Origin of the sequence: Streptomyces massasporeus (genome assembly GCF_014648995.1) — a bacterium.
In the GTDB taxonomy this organism is placed as follows: domain Bacteria; phylum Actinomycetota; class Actinomycetes; order Streptomycetales; family Streptomycetaceae; genus Streptomyces; species Streptomyces massasporeus.
On the sequence record NZ_BMSE01000005.1, the window covers coordinates 155,464 to 173,721 of the forward strand.

The window sequence follows — 18,258 nt, forward strand, 5'->3', positions numbered from 1 at the left end:
ACCCGGTCCGGATCAGGCGCGGCCGGTGGCCCCGGGCGTGCCGTCGGAGGGGAGGTCGGGGCGGAGCACCGTGCTCGCGCACACGGTGTCCTCGGGCACGACGCCGTCGACGAGGTACGCGTCGACCAGGGCGTCCACCGCGGGATTTCCGCCCAGCCCGTAGATCTCGTGCTGGCCGGAGTCGGCCACGGTGATCAGCCGGTAGCCGAGCCGCTTCGCCATCGCGGCCCCGCCCTCGTAGTGGTCGGTCGGGTCGCCGTCGGCGTGCACCACCAGCCCGGGGGAGAGACCCTCGCCGGTCGGCCGCACGGGCGGCTGCGGGGGAGTGAAGGCACGGAAGGCGCCCACCCACGGCGCGGCGCGCAACATGCCGTACCCGTAGGGGTGGTTCTCGCGGAAGCGGCGCATGTCCTCGTAGTAGACCTCGAGGTCGGTGGGCCAGTCCTTCTCCAGGGTGACCGCGTCCAGCACACCGCACCGTGTGGTGCCCTCCGTCTCGGCCGGGGGCCACACCCGCTCGTCGGACAGCCACCGACCCGCCACCGCCGCGTCGCCCGCGCGCAACTCGCGTACGAGATGCCCGAGTTCGGCCCAGCGGGCCCGGTTCGCCGAGCGCGATCCCATGGCTCCGTCGAAGAGGGTGCGCAGCTGCGTGCCGGCCCGCTCGGCGGTGTTGCGCGCGGCCTCCTCGACGGCCGCCAGCACCGCCTCCCGGGTTCCTCCGAGCCGGAACTCCCCGTCGCGGTCGGCCACCCACGCCGCCCACGCGTCCACGTTGGCCCGGTTGGCCCGGCCCTGGGCCATGAACTGCTCCCGCCAGGACCAGTCCGGGTGCACGCAGGAGTCGAGGACGCAGCGGTCGAGCCGCTCGGGGAAGAGGGCGCCGTAGACCGCGCCCAGGTACGTGCCGTAGGTGTAGCCGACGAAGGTGAGCTTCTCCTCGCCCAGCACCTGCCGGATCACGTCCATGTCCCGTGCGACGTTGGGGGTGTTGTGGTGACGGCGGGCCTCGCCGCCCAGCCGCTGGTTGCCCTCCTCGCGGATCCGCGCGTCCTCCGCGAGCAGGGGGAAGTCGGCGTCGGGCAGCCGCGAGTCGAACGGCGCCTTGGGCGGGGTGATCTCGCTGGTCAGCGGAGTGGACGCGCCGGTGCCGCGCGGGTCGAACCCGATCAGGTCGTACGCCTCGGGCAGACGGGTGCGGGCCAGGACCGCGGGGAAGCCCCGGCCCAGGCCGAAGTAGCCGCCGGGGCCGCCGTTGAGCGCGAGCAGGATGCCGCGGCGCCGGGCCGGGTCCTTGGCCCGTATGCGGGTCAGGGCCAGGGAGATCCGCGGCCCGTCGGGCCGGGCGTAGTCGAGCGGCACCTCGACGGTGCACTGTTCACTGCCGTCGCCCGAGGGCGCGGGCGACCAGGTGGGTCGCCGGCCGCGGAACCCGTTCAGGGCGTCCGGAGAGAGGTGACTGGTCGTCATGTCGTCGGAGGGCCTCCGTGTCGGCGGGACGTGCGGTGATCGGCTCAAAGTCTCGGGGCGGGCACTGGAATCGGCGTGGAAGGACGGTTGATGAAGCCGGAGGGCGGTGGTGGACCCGGCCGGTCGGGACAGGGCGGCGGGCACCCGTTCACTCCTCGAAGGACGGTGTCGGTGGGGGCTCGGCGGTCACCTCAAGGACGGCGACCGACCAGGCGAAGCCGCCGCCCGCGCTGATCAGCGCGCACAACTGCCCCGGTCGCAGGGCCCCGGTGCCCGCCAGCCGGGCGAGGCCGGCGAAGGGGTCACCGGCTCCCAGGTGGCCCACCCCCGAGCCCCAGAGCCAGGTCGTGCGCTCGGGGTCGATGTCCAGCACCTGGAAGAACTGGGCGTCCATCTTGGGGCGTCCGAGGTTCGGCAGGACGAACCAGGCGACGTCGGACGCCTTGGCACCGGCCTCCTCCAACGCCCGGTCGAACGCGGCCCGCTGACCCGCCTGGAGAAGATCCAGCAACCGGGTCAGCCCGATCTCCTTGACCAGCCGCTCCCGTGACGCGGCGACACCGATCGGCGCCCGGGCGGTCAGCGGCGCCGGGGCGAAGCCGTCGTCGTCGCGGCCCATCGCCTCCAGGGACGGGTCGGACACCGTCACCAGGCTGCGCAGCCGGGCGAAACCCGTGCCCCGCGACAGCACGAGCGCGGTCCCGCCGTCCCCGCAGACCGTGCCGGGGTCGGTGTGCCACCGGTCGAAACCCGGCAGGCAGAAGCGGTCCCCGGTGGTGATCAGCGCACTGCGCGGACCTTCGTCGGTGTCCGCCCGCAGCCAGGCCACGGCCATCTCCATCGCCGCCATGCCGCCGTTGGACAACTGCCCCACCTCCAGGGACAGACAGTCGTTGCCCACCGCCTCGCGCTGCACAAACGACGCCGGCGCCCAGAGGTCGTGCCCCTGGAACCAGGTGCTCGCGTGCAGGACCACCCCGATGTCGGACGGCACCCGCCCCGACCCACGCAGGGCGGCCCGGGCGGCCAGCACGGCCATCTCCGGCCCCGACCGCTCCCCGACGCACACCGAGACCATCCCCGAGCGGCGCACCGTCCGCAGGTCGGCGATGCCCCGCTCGACGACCTCGCCGACCGGCATGCGCCGGGCCAGATGCAGCCCGACCCCGGACACGTACACATCCGCGACGTCCACAGTCCTCCCCCGTGTACCGCTCGGATCCGCGGCGGCCGTCCGCCACCGAGGGGGGAGTGTCGGTCCGCGGTGTCGAAGCAGGCTCGAGCCGCGACGGATCACCGAGGTTCGAACGGGCCTCCGGCGCGCCTCGACCCCCGGGAACGACCGTCGGCTCGACACGAGGAAAGGGGTGGAGATGCCGGACACGGCAGGGCGGGCCAGGCCCGTCGTCCTGATGTTCGCCGGTCAGGGCGCGCAGCACCCGAGGATGGCGGCCGGACTCCACGGGCACGACGAGACGTTCACGGCCTGGATGGACGAGGCGTTCCGGCTCCTCGGACCGGACGGTCCGCGCCTGCGGGAGCAGTGGCTCGCCCCCGCACCGGCACCCGAGTACGACGACGTGACCGTGGCGCAGCCCCTGCTCTACGCGGTGGGGCACGCCCTGGGCCGCATGCTGCTGGAGCAGGGGCTGCGGCCGGCGGCGCTGTTCGGGCACAGCGTGGGCGAGCTGGTCGCCGCGACACTCGCCGGCGTCCTGGAATTCGCCGACGGCATGCGGCTGATGCGCGACCGCATGGCCCTGTTCGCCGACACCCCGCCCGGCGGGATGCTCGCGGTCGCCGCCTCGGTCGACGAGGTCGCCGACGTCCTGGGGCCCACCGTGCACCTGGCCGCGGTGAACGCCGCCCGGCAGCTGCTGCTCGCGGGCGAGCGCGCCCCGCTGGACGAGGCGGCACGGATCCTCACCGGGCGCGGACTGGTCTGCCAGGACGTCCGCGCCCACCAGGCCTTCCACAGCCCCGTCGTCGCGCCCGCCGTGGACGCCTCGCTCCGCGCCTGGCACGCCGTGCGCCTCGCCGCGCCGCGACTGCCCCTCTACTCGGCCTACACCCGCGGCCCGCTCGACCCGGACCGGGCCCGTGACCCGGAGTTCTGGGCCCGGCAGCCCGCCGAGACCGTCCACTTCGCCCCGACCCTGACGGCCGTGCTCGACGACCACCCGGGATGCCTGCTCGTCGAGGCGGGGCCCGGCAACAGCCTGTCGACCCTCGCCAGGCGGCAGCGCGCGATCGCCGGCCGGAACAGCGCGGTCCTGCCCCTCCTGCCCGACCGTGCCCGCGGCGACGAGGCCGACATCCGGTCCGTGGAGCAGGCCTGGTGCGTGCTGTCCGGGCCGGCCGTACCCGCCGGCGCGGTGACAGGCCCGCACCCGCGCACGCCCGCCGAGACAGGGAGGAAGCCATGACCCCCGCACACGAGCCCGGCCAGGAGCCGGAGGCCGCGCGTACCCGCCCGGGACGGCCCACCGCCGGGGCGCAGGACGCCCCGGTGGCCGTGGTGGGCATGGCGTGCCGGTTCCCCGGCGCGGACGGACTCGACGCGTTCTGGCGGCTGCTGCTGGCGGGTGAGGACGCCATCGGCCCCGGCACCGGCATCCGCGCCGGTCGCCGCCCCGGCGGCTACCTGCCGGACGTCGACCTGTTCGACGCCGAGTTCTTTGGCGTGCCCGCCCCCGAGGCCGCCGCGCTCGATCCGCAGCAGCGGCTGCTCCTCGAACTCACCTGGCACGCGCTGGAGGACGCCCGCACCACGCCGGGCGAGTTGTCGACCGGGCCCGTCGGCGTCTTCGTCGGCGCCGGCTCCGACGAGTACGCCTTCCTCAGCCGTGCCGGTGACGGGCCGCCCTCCACCTACACGATGACCGGCACCGGCCGCACCTTCCTGGCCAACCGGCTCTCCCACTTCCACGGCTTCACCGGCCCGAGCCTCGTCGTCGACACCGGCCAGTCCTCCTCCCTGGCCGCCGTGCACCAGGCCGTGCACGCCCTGCGCCGGGGCGAATGCGACGCGGCCGTGGTGGGCGGTGTGCAGCTCAACCTCACCGCCGAGGGCGACGAGGTGGTGGAGGCGCTGGGCGCCCTGTCACCCCGCGGACGCTGCCACACCTTCGACGCCCGGGCCGACGGCATCGTACGCGGCGAAGGCGCGGGCGTCGTGGTCCTCAAACCGCTGGAGCGGGCCCTCGCGGACGGCGACCGCGTCTACTGCACCCTGCTGGGCGGGGCGATGAACAGCGACGGCGCCCGGACGGCGCTGACCGCGCCCAGCGAGGCCGCCCAGCGCGAGGTCCTCGCCGCGGCCTGCCGGCAGGCCGGCATCACACCCGCCGAGGTCGGCTACGTCGAACTGCACGGCACCGGAACCGCGCTGGGCGACCCGGTCGAGGCCGCCGCACTGGGCGGCGTCCTCGGCGACGGCCGCCCGGACGACCGGCCGCTGCTGGTCGGCTCGGTCAAGACCAACATCGGGCACCTGGAAGCCGCCGCAGGCATCGCCGGGTTCATCAAGACCGCCCTCGCCCTGTTCCACGGCCGGCTTCCGGCGAGCCTCAACTTCCGTACCGCCAACCCGGCCATCGACCTGGAGGCACTGCGCGTACAGGTGTGCGCGCGGCACCGGGCCTGGCCCGCGGGGGACGCGCCGCGCATCGCGGGTGTCTCCTCCTTCGGCCTCGGCGGCACCAATTGCCATGTGGTGCTCGGCGAGGCACCGGCCCCGGCCGGTCACGAGCACACGGACGCTCCCGTCTCGGCCGTGCCCGTCGTCCTGTCCGGCCCGACGGCCACGGTCCTCAGGAGGCGGGCCCGCGACCTCGCCGAGGCGGTCGAAGGCCCCGGCCGGGCGCTGCCGCTCGCCGACCTGGCCTGGACGGCGGCGACGGCCCGCACCGCGTTCGGCCACCGGGCCGGCGTGATCGCCTCGCACCCCGACGAACTCGCCCAGCGGCTACGCGCCCTGGCGGACGGCTCACCCGACGACGGCGAGGGGGGCCTCGTCCAGGGACCGCGCGGTGAGGGCCGCACCGCCTTCCTGTTCGCCGGGCAGGGCGCCCAACGCTTCGGCATGGGACAGGGGTTGTACAAGGAGTTCCCCGTGTTCGCCCAGGTCTTCGACGAGGCGTGCGCACGGCTCGAACCGGTGCTCGGCGCCGACCTCGCCGACGCCATGTGGGAACGCCAGGAGGTGGACCGGACCGAGCACGCGCAACCCGCCCTGTTCGCGATCGAGGTCGCCCTCCACCGGCTGCTGGAGTCCTTCGGCATCGTGCCGGACCTGCTGATCGGCCACTCGCTCGGCGAGGTCGCGGTCGCACACCTGACGGGCGCGCTGTCCCTCGAGGACGCGGCCACGCTGATCGCCCACCGGGCCCGGCTGATCGGCGAACTCCCGCCGGGCGGCGTCATGGTGGCGGTGCAGGCCGAGGAGGACGAGGCCCGCCGGGTGGTGGACCGTTCCCCGGGACTCGTCGGAATCGCCGCCGTCAACGGCTCCCGTTCCGTCGTCCTGTCCGGCGAGGAATCGGCCGCGCTGAAGGCGGCAGCCCACTTCGAGGACCTGGGCCGCCGCACCCGCCGGCTCCGGGTCTCCGTCGCCGGGCACTCCCCGCTCATGGCCCCCGTCCAGAAGGGGCTGCGGTCCGTCGCCGAAGGCCTCACCTGGAACCTCCCCTCCGGTCCGCCGATCATCTCCACCGTCACGGGCGAGCCGGTGGAACCCCACCGTTTCGCCGACCCGGAGTACTGGGTCCACCACGTGTGCGCTCCCGTGCGGTTCGGCCCCGCTCTCGGCACGGCACACCGGCTCGGAGCCCGCTACTTCGTCGAGATCGGGCCGGGCAGGGCGCTGACCACCCTCGCCGCGGAGACCGTAGGCCACGGCACGGAGCGCTTCAGCGCCCCGATGGCCACCCGGCACGAGGCCGCGGACGTCGCCGAAACCGCCGCGGGCGCCCATGTGTTCGGCCTCCCCTTGCGCTGGGAACAGGTGCTCGGCGGACCCGCCCGGCGCGTCGACCTCCCCCCGTACCCGTTCCAGCGGCGGCGCCACTGGCTCGACACCGCCGACCGGACCACACCGCCACCGCCCGCGGCCGCGGGCCCGCAGTGGAGGGGGGACCCCTTCGACCTCGTGGTGACCAGCACGCTGCAGGCTCTCGGACTCGGCCCGGAATCGGACCTCGACGTGGGCCGTTCCTTCAGCGAACTGGGGCTGGACTCCCGCATGGCCGTGGCCCTGCGCACCACCCTCGCCAGGATCACCGGGCGCTCCCTGCCGACCACGCTGCTCTTCGACCGGCCCACCCCCGCCTCGCTGATCGAGGCGCTGCGCGCGGACACGCCGCTCTGACCGAAAGGCCTGCTGCACACATGAACCGCGAACCGGCTTCTCCGCACGGCGAGCAGGACGCGATCGCGATCGTGTCCATGGGCTGCCGCTACCCCGGGGGCGTCACCACCCCGGACGACCTCTGGCGCCTCGTCGCCGCGCGCGGCGACGCGATCACCGAGTTCCCCGACAACCGCGGCTGGGACCTCGAGGCGACCGGTGGGCCCACCGCCGACCCAACCGCCTCGTCCAGCACGCGACACGGCGGGTTCCTGCACGACGCGGACCTGTTCGACGCCAAGTTCTTCGGCATCGCACCGCGTGAGGCGGCCGGCATGGACCCGCAGCAGCGCGTCCTCCTCGAAGTCGCCTGGGAGACCTTCGAACGAGCCGGACTCGGGCGCGAGTCGCTCGCCGGCGCCGACGTCGGGGTCTTCGTCGGCGCCATGGCGCAGGAGTACGGACCGCGGCTGCACGAGGACAACCAGGGCGCCGGCGGCTACCGCATCACCGGCAGCACCCCGAGCGTGGCCTCGGGCCGCATCGCCTACTGGTTCGGGCTGCGCGGCCCCGCCATCACCGTGGACACGGCGTGCTCCTCGTCCCTGGTCGCCCTGCACCTGGCAGCGCAGTCGCTGCGTCAGGGGGAGTGCGACATGGCCCTGGCCGGAGGCGTCGCGGTGATGCCCACCCCGGGCATGTTCATCGACTTCAGCGCCCAGGGCGGCCTCTCCCCGGACGGGCGGTGCAAGTCCTTCTCCGCCGACGCCGACGGCACCGCGTGGTCCGAGGGCGCCGGACTGCTCCTCCTGGAACGCCTTTCCGACGCGGTCGCCCGGGGCCACCGGGTCCTCGCCGTGATCCGCGGCAGCGCGGTCAACCAGGACGGCGCCAGCAACGGGCTCACCGCCCCGAACATGACGGCCCAGCAGGACGTCATCGACCGCGCCCTGCGCGCGGCCGGCCTGCGGGCCGAGGACGTCGACGCCGTCGAGGCGCACGGCACCGGCACCCCTCTCGGCGACCCCATCGAGGCGCGGGCCCTGGCGGCGGCCTACGGCCGCGAACGCACCGGCGCCTCCCCGCTGTGGCTGGGCTCCCTGAAGTCGAACCTGGGGCACACGCAGGCCGCCGCAGGGGTCGGCGGCGTGATCAAGATGGTCCAGGCCCTGCGGGCCGGGGTCCTCCCCGCCACCCTCCACTGCGACCGTCCCAGCCCTCACGTGGACTGGGAGAACAGCGGCCTCGCCCTGCTCACCGAGGAACGGCCCTGGCCGCGCGGCGAGCGGCCCCGGCGCGCCGCCGTGTCCTCGTTCGGGATCAGCGGAACCAACGCCCACCTCGTCCTGGAGGAGGGCGACGCCGAACCCGGACCCGCGAGCGGGCCGGCCGAAGGCCCCTTTGTGTGGCCGTTGTCCGCTCCCGGCCCGGAGTCCCTTCGCCTGCAGGCGTCCGCGCTGGCCGACTTCCTGACCCGGGCTCCCGGCACCGCCCCGCAGGACGTCGCCCACGTCCTGCGCGGCCGCACCCGCTTCACCCACCGCGCCGCCGTGGTCGCCGACACGGCACACGACCTTTCCGCCGGGCTCGAACGGCTCGCCCGCGGCGACACCGTCCCGGCCGTCCCGGGCACCTACCGGTCCCCGACCGTGCTCCGCGGCGAGGCCCGCCGCGACTCCACCGGCCCGGTCTTCGTCTTCCCCGGACAGGGCTCGCAGTGGCGGGAGATGGGGCTCGCGCTGTGCGAGGAGTCCCAGGTCTTCCGCGACAGCATGGCCGGGTGCGCCGAAGCGCTCCTGCCCTACTGCGGATGGCAGCTCCAGGACGCGCTGCGCGGGGAGGCGCTCGAGCGGGTGGACGTCGTACAGCCCGCCCTGTTCGCCGTGATGGTGTCGCTGGCGCGGCTGTGGGAGAGCGTCGGTGTCCGCCCGGCGGCCGTCGTCGGCCACTCCCAGGGCGAGATCGCCGCCGCCCACGTGGCCGGCGCGCTGAGCCTCGCCGACGCCTGCCGGATCGTCGCCCTGCGCAGCAAGGCCCTGCACACCCTCGCAGGCACCGGCGGCATGGTCTCCGTTCCGCTGGGCGCCGACGAGACCCGGGACCTGCTCCATGCCGTGGACGGCGCCGCCGGCGTCGGCGTCGCGGCCCTCAACGGCCCGAGGGCCACCGTCGTCGCCGGGCCCCAGGAGGCGCTCACCACGCTCCTCGCGGAGTGTGCGCGCAGGGACGTCGACGCCCGCCGCATCGACGTCGACTATGCCTCCCACACCGAGGCCGTCGAGGTCCTCAGGGAACCGCTCGCCCGGCAGCTGACGGGCGTCCTCCCACGCCCCTCCGCCGTGCCCGTGTACTCCACTCTGGCCGGCGAGGCCGTCGACCCCACGGTCCTGGACGCCTCCTACTGGTACGACAACCTGCGCGGCACGGTGCGCTTCAGGACCGCGGTGGAACGGCTCGTCGCGCGCAGGCACCGCACGTTCCTGGAGATCAGCCCGCACCCCGTTCTCACCATGGCCCTGACCGACATCCTCGACGCCGCCGGGGTGCGGGGCACGGTCATCGGCTCGATCCGCCGGGGGACCGGGCTCAGCCAGTTCCTCTCCTCGGCCGCCGCGGCCCACGCCTCCGGCGTTCCAACCGACCTCTCCTCGGTCCAGCCGGAGGGCCGCCGGATCGAGCTGCCGGGCTTCGTCTTCAGCCGCAGCAGGTACTGGGTCACCGGCGCACCGCCGGCCGGCCCCGCGCATGCGGCCCCCGCCGGTGGGCCCGTGTCCCTGCCGGACGGCCGGGCCGTCCTGTCGGCGGCCTTCGACCCGGCCCGGCAGCCCTGGCTGACGGATCACGTCGTACGCGACACCGCTCTGGTCCCGGCCACCGCCCTGCTGTCCCTGGCCGCGGAGGCGGGAGGCGCCGTCGGCTGCCCACGGATCGAGGAGCTGACCGTCGCGCAGCCGCTGCCCGTCCCCGGCCAGGGCGCCGTGGAGGTCCGCGTGATGCTGGAGCCCGCCGACGCGTCGGGCCGCCGCGCCGCCTCGGTGCACGGCCGCGCCCCGGACGGGACGACTTGGACCGAGCACGCCACCGCCGTCCTGGCCCCCGCCGAGGGCACCGCCCCCGAGGCGCCGCCGGGCACGTGGCCGCCGGTGGACGCCGAACCCGTCGAACCGGCCGACGCGTACGACCGGCTGGCCCGGCGCGGCTACCACTACGGTCCGGCTTTCCGGGGCCTGCGGCGGGCCTGGACGCGCGGGAACGAGACGTACGCCGAGGTGACCCTCGACCAGGACGTGCCCGGCGGCGTGTCCGCCACCGCACACCCTGCCCTGCTCGACGCCGCCCTGCACGCCGCGCTCCTCGGCGCCGGTGACGACCTGAACGTCCCCTTCACCTGGCGGGACGTCACCTTGCCGCCCTCCACGGCCCGTACGCTCCGGGTGCGCACGACGGCCGGCGAGACAGGTCTCTCGGTGTTCTGCACGGACGAACAGGGCCGGCCGGCCGCCACGGTGGGCTCGCTCGTCCTGCGTCCCCTGACCGGCACCACCGGTCAGGACGGCGGCGCCACGAGCCTCGAACTCACCTGGGAGCGGGCGGCCGTGGACGACCTGCCTCCGCTGCCGGACTGGGCGAGCCTTGCGGCACCCGGCCTGGGAGCCGGGCGTGACTTCCCGGACCTGGAGACACTGCCCACGACGGTCCCGCCCGTCCTCGTCGTCCACCCGGAGGTGCCGCGGGATGCCGGGGCCGCGCTGCCCGCCACGTCGGAGCGACTGACGGGAGAGGTCACCGACCTGCTCCAGCAGTGGCTCGGCGACGACCGGTTCACCCGGGCCCGCCTGGCCGTGGTGACACGCCGAGCGCTGGACGTCACCGGGAGCGAAACCCTGCCGGGCCTGGCGGCAGCCGCCGTCGCCGGACTGGTGAGGGCGGCCCAGGCCGAACACCCGGGCGCCTTCCAACTGGTCGACATCGACGACGACCCGGCCTCCGCGGCCGTCCTGCCCACGGCCCTCGCGCTGGCGGAGCCCGAGACCGCGATCCGCCAGGGCCGGGTCCACGTACCGAGGCTGCGGCCGGCGACCGACGACGGGCTGCCCGTACCGCGGGGCCACTCCGCCTGGCGACTCGACGTCACGGCCAAGGGCACCCTGGACAACCTGGCACTGATCCCGCACCCGGAGGCCACCCGGCCCCTCGGCCCGTCGGAGATCCGCGTCGAGGTGCGGGCGGCGGGCCTCAACTTCCGTGACATCGCGGTGGGTCTGGGGCTGGTCGCCACGGAGAAGACCATGGGCAGCGAGGGCGCCGGCCTGGTCACCGAGGTCGGTGCCGGCGTCACCCGGGTCGCGCCCGGGGACCGGATCTTCGGTGTCTTCGAACGCTCCCTCGGACCGGTCGCCGTGGCCGACGAACGCATGGTCCGGCGCGTTCCCGACGGCTGGAGCGACGCACAGGCCGCGAGCGTGCCCATCGTGTTCATCACCGCCTACCAGTGCCTGGTGGACGTCGCCGCCGTCCGGCCGGGCGAGTCGGTGCTCGTCCACACCGCGACCGGCGGAGTCGGCCTCGCCGCCCTCCAGCTCGCCCGCCATTTCGGCGCCGACGTCTTCACCACCGCGGGGCCCGCGAAGCACGGCATCCTGCGGGACTGGGGTGTGCCCGGCGACCACATCGCGTCCTCCCGCTCCCTCGCCTTCGAGCACGAGTTCCGGGAGGCGACCGCCGGCCGGGGTGTGGACGTCGTCCTCAACTCCCTGGCCAACGAGGCCGTCGACGCCTCACTGCGCCTGCTGGCCCCCGGCGGACGCTTCGCCGAGATGGGCAAGACGGACATCAGGGACAAGGGCCGGATCCAGGAGCAGTACCCCGGCGTCACCTACCAGGCGTACAACATCCTGGGCGTCGCCCCCGAGCGGATCGGCGAGGTGCTGGACGAGCTCATCGCCCTCTTCCGCGCCGGGGCCCTGGTCCATCTGCCGCTGCGCACCTGGGACGTCCGCGCGGGGCAGCGGCCGCTGCGGATGCTCAGCCGGGCCAGGCAGCACGGCAAGCTCGCCCTCAGCATGCCCCGCGCCCTCGACACCGGCCGCCCCGTCCTCGTCACCGGCGGCGCCGACGGCCTGGGCGCGGTCCTGACCCGCCATCTCGTCACGGCCCACGGCGCCCGCGAGGTCGTGCTGCTCAGCCGCCGCGGGCCCGCCGCGCCCGGAGCCGGCGAACTGGTCGCGCAATGCGCCGGGCTGGGCGCCACCGTCCACGTCCTGGCCTGCGACGTCACCGACCGGAACGCACTCGCCAAGGTGATCGCGGAGTACGCCCCGGGCAGCGTCTTCCACGCCGCGGGCGTGCTCGACGACGGGCTGATCGGCGCGATGACCCCGGCCCGCATGCGCGCGGTGCTGGCGCCCAAGGCGCACGCCGCCTGGCACCTGCACGAACTCACCCGCGACCTCGACCTGTCGGCCTTCGTGCTGTTCTCCTCCGCCGTCGGGGTCATCGGCGGACCGGGCCAGGCCAACTACGCGGCGGCCAACGCCTTCCTCGACTCCCTCGCCCAGCACCGCCGGACCCAGGGGCTGACGGCGACCTCCGTGGCCTGGGGGCTCTGGGAGGACCGCACCGGCATGACGGCCCACCTGACGGACACGGACGTGGCCGCCCTGGCCGCCATCGGGATCGCGCCCATGACGACCGAGAGCGCGCTGCGGCTGCTCGACGAGGCCATGGCGTCGCCGCGGCCCGCGGTGACCGTCTTCCGCCCCGTGCCCGAGCGGATCCGCCCAGGCACCCGTGCCGCCGCCCTCTTCCGCGGGCTGGGGGAGGCCCCCCGGCCCGGCCCGGCGGCCACGGCCACGGCCACCACGGACAGCGCACCCCGGGCGGATGGCCCCGCGACGGGAAGCCTCGTGGACTTGGTGTGCGCCCAGGCAGCCGAAGTCCTCGGTTACACCGAGGCCGTGACCGTCGCACCGACGGACTCCTTCAAGGAACTCGGCTTCGACTCGCTGCTCAGCGTGGACCTGCGCAACCGGCTAAACGCGGCCACCGGCCTGCGGATGCCGGCCGAGGCGGTCCTCAACAACCCCACGCCCGAAGCCCTGGCGGCATACATGCGCGCCGCGAGGACCGGCGAACACCCCGGCACCGCACCGGAGACGACCGTGTGAACCCGCCGCGGAACGCCGGCGCCCGGACCGGCGAGCGACCGTCCCCGGCCCCCACGCGCTGGCCCCCCCACGCGCCGCCCCCCCACGCGCCGCCCCCCCCCACGCGCCGCCCCCCCCACGCGCGCCGGTCCCCACAGCGCCTGGTCCCACCACCCCCGGCCCCCAACGCGCCCGACGACACCCGATGGTGAGGAGAGAGCCCGTCATGAGCGACACCGAGGCGACGCAGGTGACGCACAGGATCGACATCGAGGCACCGGCGGACGCCGTGTACCGCGTCGTCTCCGATGTGCGCCTGTGGCCGCTGTACTTCCCGCCCACCGTGCGCGCCGAACGGACGCGGGGCGACGACAGCGACGAACACATCCGTATCTGGGCCGTGGCCCACGGCGAGGTGCGCACCTGGGAGTCCCGGCGCCGCTTGGACCCCGCCGCGCGCAGCGTGCGCTTCGAACAGACCAGGCCCGCCGATCCGGTGGCCGCGATGGGCGGCCGCTGGGAGGTCCGGGAACGCGGCGACAAGGCCTGCACGGTGGTCCTCGACCATCACTACCGGGCCGTCGGCGACGACCCGGCCGCCCTGGCGCGCATCGCCGAGGCCGTCGAGACCAACAGCGTCTCGGAGCTGGACCACCTGCGCCTGGCGGCCGAGCGGTCCGGGACCGAGGAGGACCTGTTGCTGGACTTCTCCGACACCGAGGTGATCACCGGTTCGGCCGCCGACGTCTACGGCTTCCTTTACGACGCGGCGAAGTGGCCGGACCGACTCGGGCACGTCGTCCGGCTGGACCTGCGGGAGAAGGAGCCCGGCCTGCAGTACATGGAGATGGACACCCGCGCACCGGACGGCTCCGTGCACACCACCGTCTCCGGCCGGGTCTGCTTCCCGCAGCGGCAGATCGTCTACAAGCAGACCAAGCTGCCCCCCGTGCTCCGCGCCCACAACGGCGAGTGGCTGGTGGAGGACGCCGCCGACGGCACGGTCCGGGTCACCGCCCGCCACCAGGTGCTCCTCGACCCCGAGGGCATCGCCGCCCTTCCCGCGCCCCCCGCCACCCTCCAGGCCGCCCGGGACGCCGTACAGCACTCCCTGAGCTCCAACAGCCGGGCCACGCTGGCCAGGGCCCGCGCATTCGCCGAATCCCGCTGACCGGATCCGGCCGGATCCGCTCCTACCCACACGGCCCGCCCACGGGATCCGTGCCGCACCCCACCACCCGAGAAACACACCGAGGAGAGCCCCATGGCAGAGCTGACCATCGACGAACTCAAGGGATTCCTGCTGCGCGCCGTCGGCGAGGACGAAACCATCGACCTGTCCGGCGACATCCTCGACACCCCGCTCGCCGACCTGGGCTTCGACTCGCTCGCCGTCATCGCCACGACGAGCGCGCTGGAACAGCACTTCCAGGTCAAGCTCGGGGACGACGACGCCTCCGGCCTCGACACGCCCGGGGACTTCCTCGACATCTTCAACCGCCGCCTGACGCAGGCCGCGTGACGGTGGCCGCGCCCGCTTCGGTGCACCCCGCGTCCCCCGCCACCGGGACGCGGGCCGCCGACATCCTCGACCGGATACGGACGTTCGTGCACGCCGAGGTCCTCCCGGCGGCGGACCACTTCGACACCCTCCCGCCCGCTCCCACCCCGGCCTCGGTCCGCCTGGCCGAGGCCGGGCTGGCCAACTGGTGGATCCCCGGCGAGTACGGGGGACCGGGCGTCTCGCTGCGTGACAGCGTGGACATCGTCTCGGAACTGTCCTACGGAGACGCCGGCTTCGCTTTCGGCTCCTTCCTGTCCGTGCTCGGCACCACCATGCTCCAGCTCTCCGGCGCCGACGACCTGGCCAGGCCGCACCTGGAGCGTCTGGCCCGGGACGGCGGCGTCCTCGGCATCCTCGCCAGCGAGGAGGAGGCGGGGAGCGAACTCGGGCGCATCACGACGACCTGCCGCCGCGCCGGGGACAGCGTGGTCGTCACCGGTGACAAGTACTTCTCCACCAACACCGACGCCGCCGACCTGCTGCTGGTCGTCGCCCGGGACGCCGCCGACGACGCCGACTTCGGCGTGGTCCTGGTGCCCCGGCACACCGAGGGCGTGGAACTGACCCAGCGCTGGAACATGATCGGCATGCGCGGCTCGGCCACCTACCGGGTCGGTCTGCGCGACTGTGCCGTACCGGCCGATCACCGCCTGCCCGGGAACGGTCTGCGGCTGCTGGAGATCGGGCTCAACGCCAGCCGCATCCTCATCGCCGCGACCGCCATCGGCATGGCCCGCCGGGTGCGCGACCTGGCCATGGAGTACGCGGCGTCCAAACGGGTGCACGGCGCGCCGCTCACACGCAACGCGGTCTTCGCCGGAAAGCTCGGCCAGATCGAGATGCTGATCGACGTGATGCGCAACCAGTGCCGCGCGGCCGCCGAGGAGTTCGACGGCTACCTGGCCGGCGGCGACGCCGCGGGGGCCCTGTACCGGGTGGGCACGTTGCGCTCCGCGCTGGCCGCGAAGATGTACTGCGGCCAGGCCGGCTGGCAGGTGGCGACCATCGGCTCCGAGATGTTCGGCGGTCTCGGCTACACCCACGAGCACCCCATCGGGAAGCTGGTCCGCGACCTGCGCTACGTCGGTCTGGTCGAGGGCGGGGACGACGTGATCCGGGAGCTGCTGTTCACCCGGTACGTCGTTCCGACGGGCAAACGGCGCTGACCCTCCGGCGCGGGCAGCCGAACACGAGGACCGGCACAGGCCTGGGGCCCGGCTCGTACGAGCCGGGCCCCAGGCCTGTGTGCTCAGGGTGCCGTGAGCACCATCGCCGAGGCGAAGCCTCCGTGGCCGCGCGCCAGCACCAGCGCCGTGCGGAACTCCCCACCGCGAGGCTCTCCGACCACCAGGTCGATGCGCGGGTCCACCTCCTCGGGCGCGAGGCCGGGCACGGGCGGGACGAGCCCGTCGCGCATGCTGAGCAGGGCCGTGACCGCGTCGAGGGCCGACCCCCCGGACATCAGCCGTCCCACCAGCGCCTTGGGCGTGCTCACCGGCACCCCGCCGGCTCCGAACAGACCGGTCAGGGCGTCCGCCTCGGCCCGGTCGAGATCCGGGCTGCCCGCGGCATCGGCGAACACCACGTCGACGGCCCCGGCCGGCAGTCCGGCGTCCGCCAGCGCACCGCGCGCGGCCCGCGCCAGCCCGTCGCCGCCGGAGCCCGAGGGGTCCGGGTCGAAGGCGGCCGCGTGACCGGCGACCGAGCCCAGCACGGGCGCACCGCGTTCGACGGCGGACGCACGGGACTCCAGCACCAGGACGGCACCGCCCTCCCCGGGCACGAACCCCGAGGACGAGGAGTGGAACGGCAGGTAGGCCCGCTCGGGGTCGGTCCCGTGGCTCACTCCGGTGGCCACGGACACGGTCGAGACGCCGTACGGGCAGAGCACGCTGTCGAATCCGCCGGTGAGCATGACCGGCGTCCCGCGGCGGACCCTCCTGCGGGCGAAGGCGATCGAGTCCAGGCCACCGGCCTGCTCCGAGACGACCACACCACTGGGGCCGCGCAGCGCGTTGCGGATGGAGATCTGCCCGGTGTTGACGGCGTAGTACCAGGCGAACGACATGTAGGGACTGACCGACTCCCAGCCCGTGCCCCACAGCCGCTGCAACTGCTGCTGGCCGAACTCCAGACCGCCGCTGGCGCTGGAGACGGCCACCCCGGCGCCGAACTCGGGGAGGTCGGCGGGGTCGACCGCGGCGGCGGCCAGCGCGTTGTCGGCGCACATCATGGCCAGTTGGGTGAGCCGGTCGGTCTGCGGCAGCAGCTTCCTGGGGAAGGTGCTCTCCGCGTCGGACGGGGGTATCTCGGCGGCCAGCCGCACCGGATAGCCGGTCGCGTCGAACCGGCTGATGGGCTGGATCGCCGAGACGCCTTTGAGGGCCGCGGCCCAGTAGGTCTCCAGGCCGACTCCGTTCGGTGCGACGGCGTCCGCACCCGTGACAACGACGTCCTTGGTCATGCTGCGGTCCGCTCCAGACTCGTGAGCACCATCGCGCTCTGGAAACCTCCGAAACCACTGCCCACCGTGAGCACCGCGTCCAGCCGCTTCTCCCGGGCGGTGTTCGGCACGTAGTCCAGGTCGCACTCGGGATCCGGCTCGTGCAGGTTGGCCGTCGGGACGACCACGCCGTGCTTCATGGACAGGGCACACGCGGCGATCTCCAGAGATCCGATCGCGCCGAGGGAGTGTCCGATCATGGACTTGATGCCGCTCATCGGTGTGTCGTAGGCGTGCTGCCCGAGGCTCCGCTTCACGGCGGCCGTCTCGTGCCGGTCGTTCTGCTTGGTGCCGGAGCCGTGGGCGTTGACGTAGTCCACCGCACCGGGATCGACCCGGGCGTCCGCCAGGGCGAGGTCGATCGCCTCGGACATCTCCCGGCCCTCCGCCGTCAGTCCGGTCATGTGGTAGGCGTTGCAGCGCGCCGCGTACCCGGACACCTCCGCGTAGACGGTCGCCCCGCGCCGCCGGGCGTGCTCCAGCTCCTCCAGGACCAGTACGGCCGACCCCTCGCCCAGGATCAGGCCGGTGCGGGTCCGGTCGAAGGGGCGGCACGCGGTGGCCGGGTCGTCGTTGCGCGCGGACGTGGCCCGGATGACGTCGAAGCAGGTCACGGTGATGGGCGAGATGGGCGCGTCGGTCGCGCCGGTGACCATCACGTCGGCCTCGCCGTCCCGGATCAGCTCGGCCGCGTAGCCCACGGAGTCGATGCCGGAGGTGCAGCCGGTGGACACCACCGAGGCGGGCCCCAGGGAGCCCGTGGTGCGGGCGACCTCGGAGGCGATGGAACTGGGCAGGAAGTAGTCGTACAGGTGGGGCACCGCGAACGACGGGTCCACGACCCAGTTCCGGCCGCCCTCGGAGAGCACGGAGTACTCGCGCTCCATGGTGGTGGTGCCGCCCACGGCGCTGCCGAGGGCCACGCCGGTGCGTTCGGCGAGCGCACCGTCGATCTCCAGGCCGCTGTCGGCGAGGGCCTCGCCGGCCGCCACCATGGCGAGCTGGGAGACCCGGTCGGTGCGGCGTACCTGCTGCGGGGTCAGACCGAGGGCGAGCGGGTCGAAGTCGCACTCGGCGGCGACGCGGCAGCGGTGTCCGCTCGCGTCGAACTGCGTGATCGTACGGGTCGCCGTCCTGCCCTCGACGAGGAGCCGCCAGAAGGGTTCGGTTCCGATCCCTCCCGGCGCGACGACGCCGATTCCGGTGATGACTGCCCTTCGGGCCATGA

At 74.4% G+C, this 18,258-nt stretch carries 9 protein-coding genes and 3 pseudogenes; 8 read left to right on the forward strand and 4 right to left on the reverse strand.

The annotated features are described in order from the left end of the window. Positions 1–12: 12 nt before the first annotated feature. Positions 13–1,470, reverse strand: a complete 1,458-nt coding sequence (locus IE153_RS14510) for an alpha/beta fold hydrolase (protein ID WP_189590119.1) — start codon at positions 1,468–1,470, stop codon at positions 13–15. A 148-nt stretch (positions 1,471–1,618) separates the two neighbouring features. Next, positions 1,619–2,665, reverse strand: a complete 1,047-nt coding sequence (locus IE153_RS14515) for a ketoacyl-ACP synthase III family protein (protein ID WP_189590120.1) — start codon at positions 2,663–2,665, stop codon at positions 1,619–1,621. 178 nt (positions 2,666–2,843) lie between these two features. Between IE153_RS14515 and IE153_RS14520 the strand changes: the two genes are divergently transcribed. From IE153_RS14520 to IE153_RS14545, 8 genes and pseudogenes are all read left to right on the forward strand, one after another. Further along, positions 2,844–3,896 carry an acyltransferase domain-containing protein gene (locus IE153_RS14520; RefSeq protein WP_189590121.1) on the forward strand — a complete coding sequence of 351 codons (1,053 nt, stop codon included), beginning with the start codon at positions 2,844–2,846 and terminating at the stop codon, positions 3,894–3,896. A 98-nt stretch (positions 3,897–3,994) separates the two neighbouring features. Further along, positions 3,995–6,352: pseudogene (locus tag IE153_RS14525) on the forward strand (type I polyketide synthase); the annotation flags it as partial. Between the two features lie 333 nt (positions 6,353–6,685). Next, positions 6,686–9,438 (forward strand): annotated as a pseudogene (locus IE153_RS42880) (type I polyketide synthase); the annotation flags it as partial. A 159-nt stretch (positions 9,439–9,597) separates the two neighbouring features. Beyond that, positions 9,598–10,875 (forward strand): annotated as a pseudogene (locus IE153_RS42885) (SpnB-like Rossmann fold domain-containing protein); the annotation flags it as partial. 150 nt (positions 10,876–11,025) lie between these two features. Next, positions 11,026–12,984 carry a type I polyketide synthase gene (locus tag IE153_RS42890; protein WP_438817920.1) on the forward strand — a complete coding sequence of 653 codons (1,959 nt, stop codon included), beginning with the start codon at positions 11,026–11,028 and terminating at the stop codon, positions 12,982–12,984. 205 nt (positions 12,985–13,189) lie between these two features. Beyond that, positions 13,190–14,134, forward strand: a complete 945-nt coding sequence (locus IE153_RS14535; RefSeq protein ID WP_189590124.1) for an aromatase/cyclase — start codon at positions 13,190–13,192, stop codon at positions 14,132–14,134. A gap of 93 nt (positions 14,135–14,227) precedes the next feature. Next, positions 14,228–14,485 carry an acyl carrier protein gene (locus IE153_RS14540; protein ID WP_189590125.1) on the forward strand — a complete coding sequence of 86 codons (258 nt, stop codon included), beginning with the start codon at positions 14,228–14,230 and terminating at the stop codon, positions 14,483–14,485. Next, positions 14,482–15,693, forward strand: a complete 1,212-nt coding sequence (locus tag IE153_RS14545) for an acyl-CoA dehydrogenase family protein (RefSeq protein ID WP_229828999.1) — start codon at positions 14,482–14,484, stop codon at positions 15,691–15,693. The genes IE153_RS14540 and IE153_RS14545 overlap by 4 nt, the downstream gene beginning before the upstream one ends. Before the next feature lie 83 nt (positions 15,694–15,776). Here IE153_RS14545 and IE153_RS14550 read toward each other — a convergent pair whose 3' ends face one another. Together IE153_RS14550 and IE153_RS14555 are read right to left on the reverse strand one after the other, a co-directional pair. Continuing rightward, positions 15,777–16,991, reverse strand: coding sequence for a beta-ketoacyl synthase N-terminal-like domain-containing protein (locus IE153_RS14550; protein WP_189590126.1), 1,215 nt, complete (start codon positions 16,989–16,991; stop codon positions 15,777–15,779). Beyond that, the gene (locus tag IE153_RS14555) at positions 16,988–18,256 is read right to left on the reverse strand and encodes a beta-ketoacyl-[acyl-carrier-protein] synthase family protein (RefSeq protein WP_189590127.1); all 1,269 of its coding nucleotides are present in this window, start codon (positions 18,254–18,256) and stop codon (positions 16,988–16,990) included. The genes IE153_RS14550 and IE153_RS14555 overlap by 4 nt, the downstream gene beginning before the upstream one ends. Between the last annotated feature and the right edge of the window lie 2 nt (positions 18,257–18,258).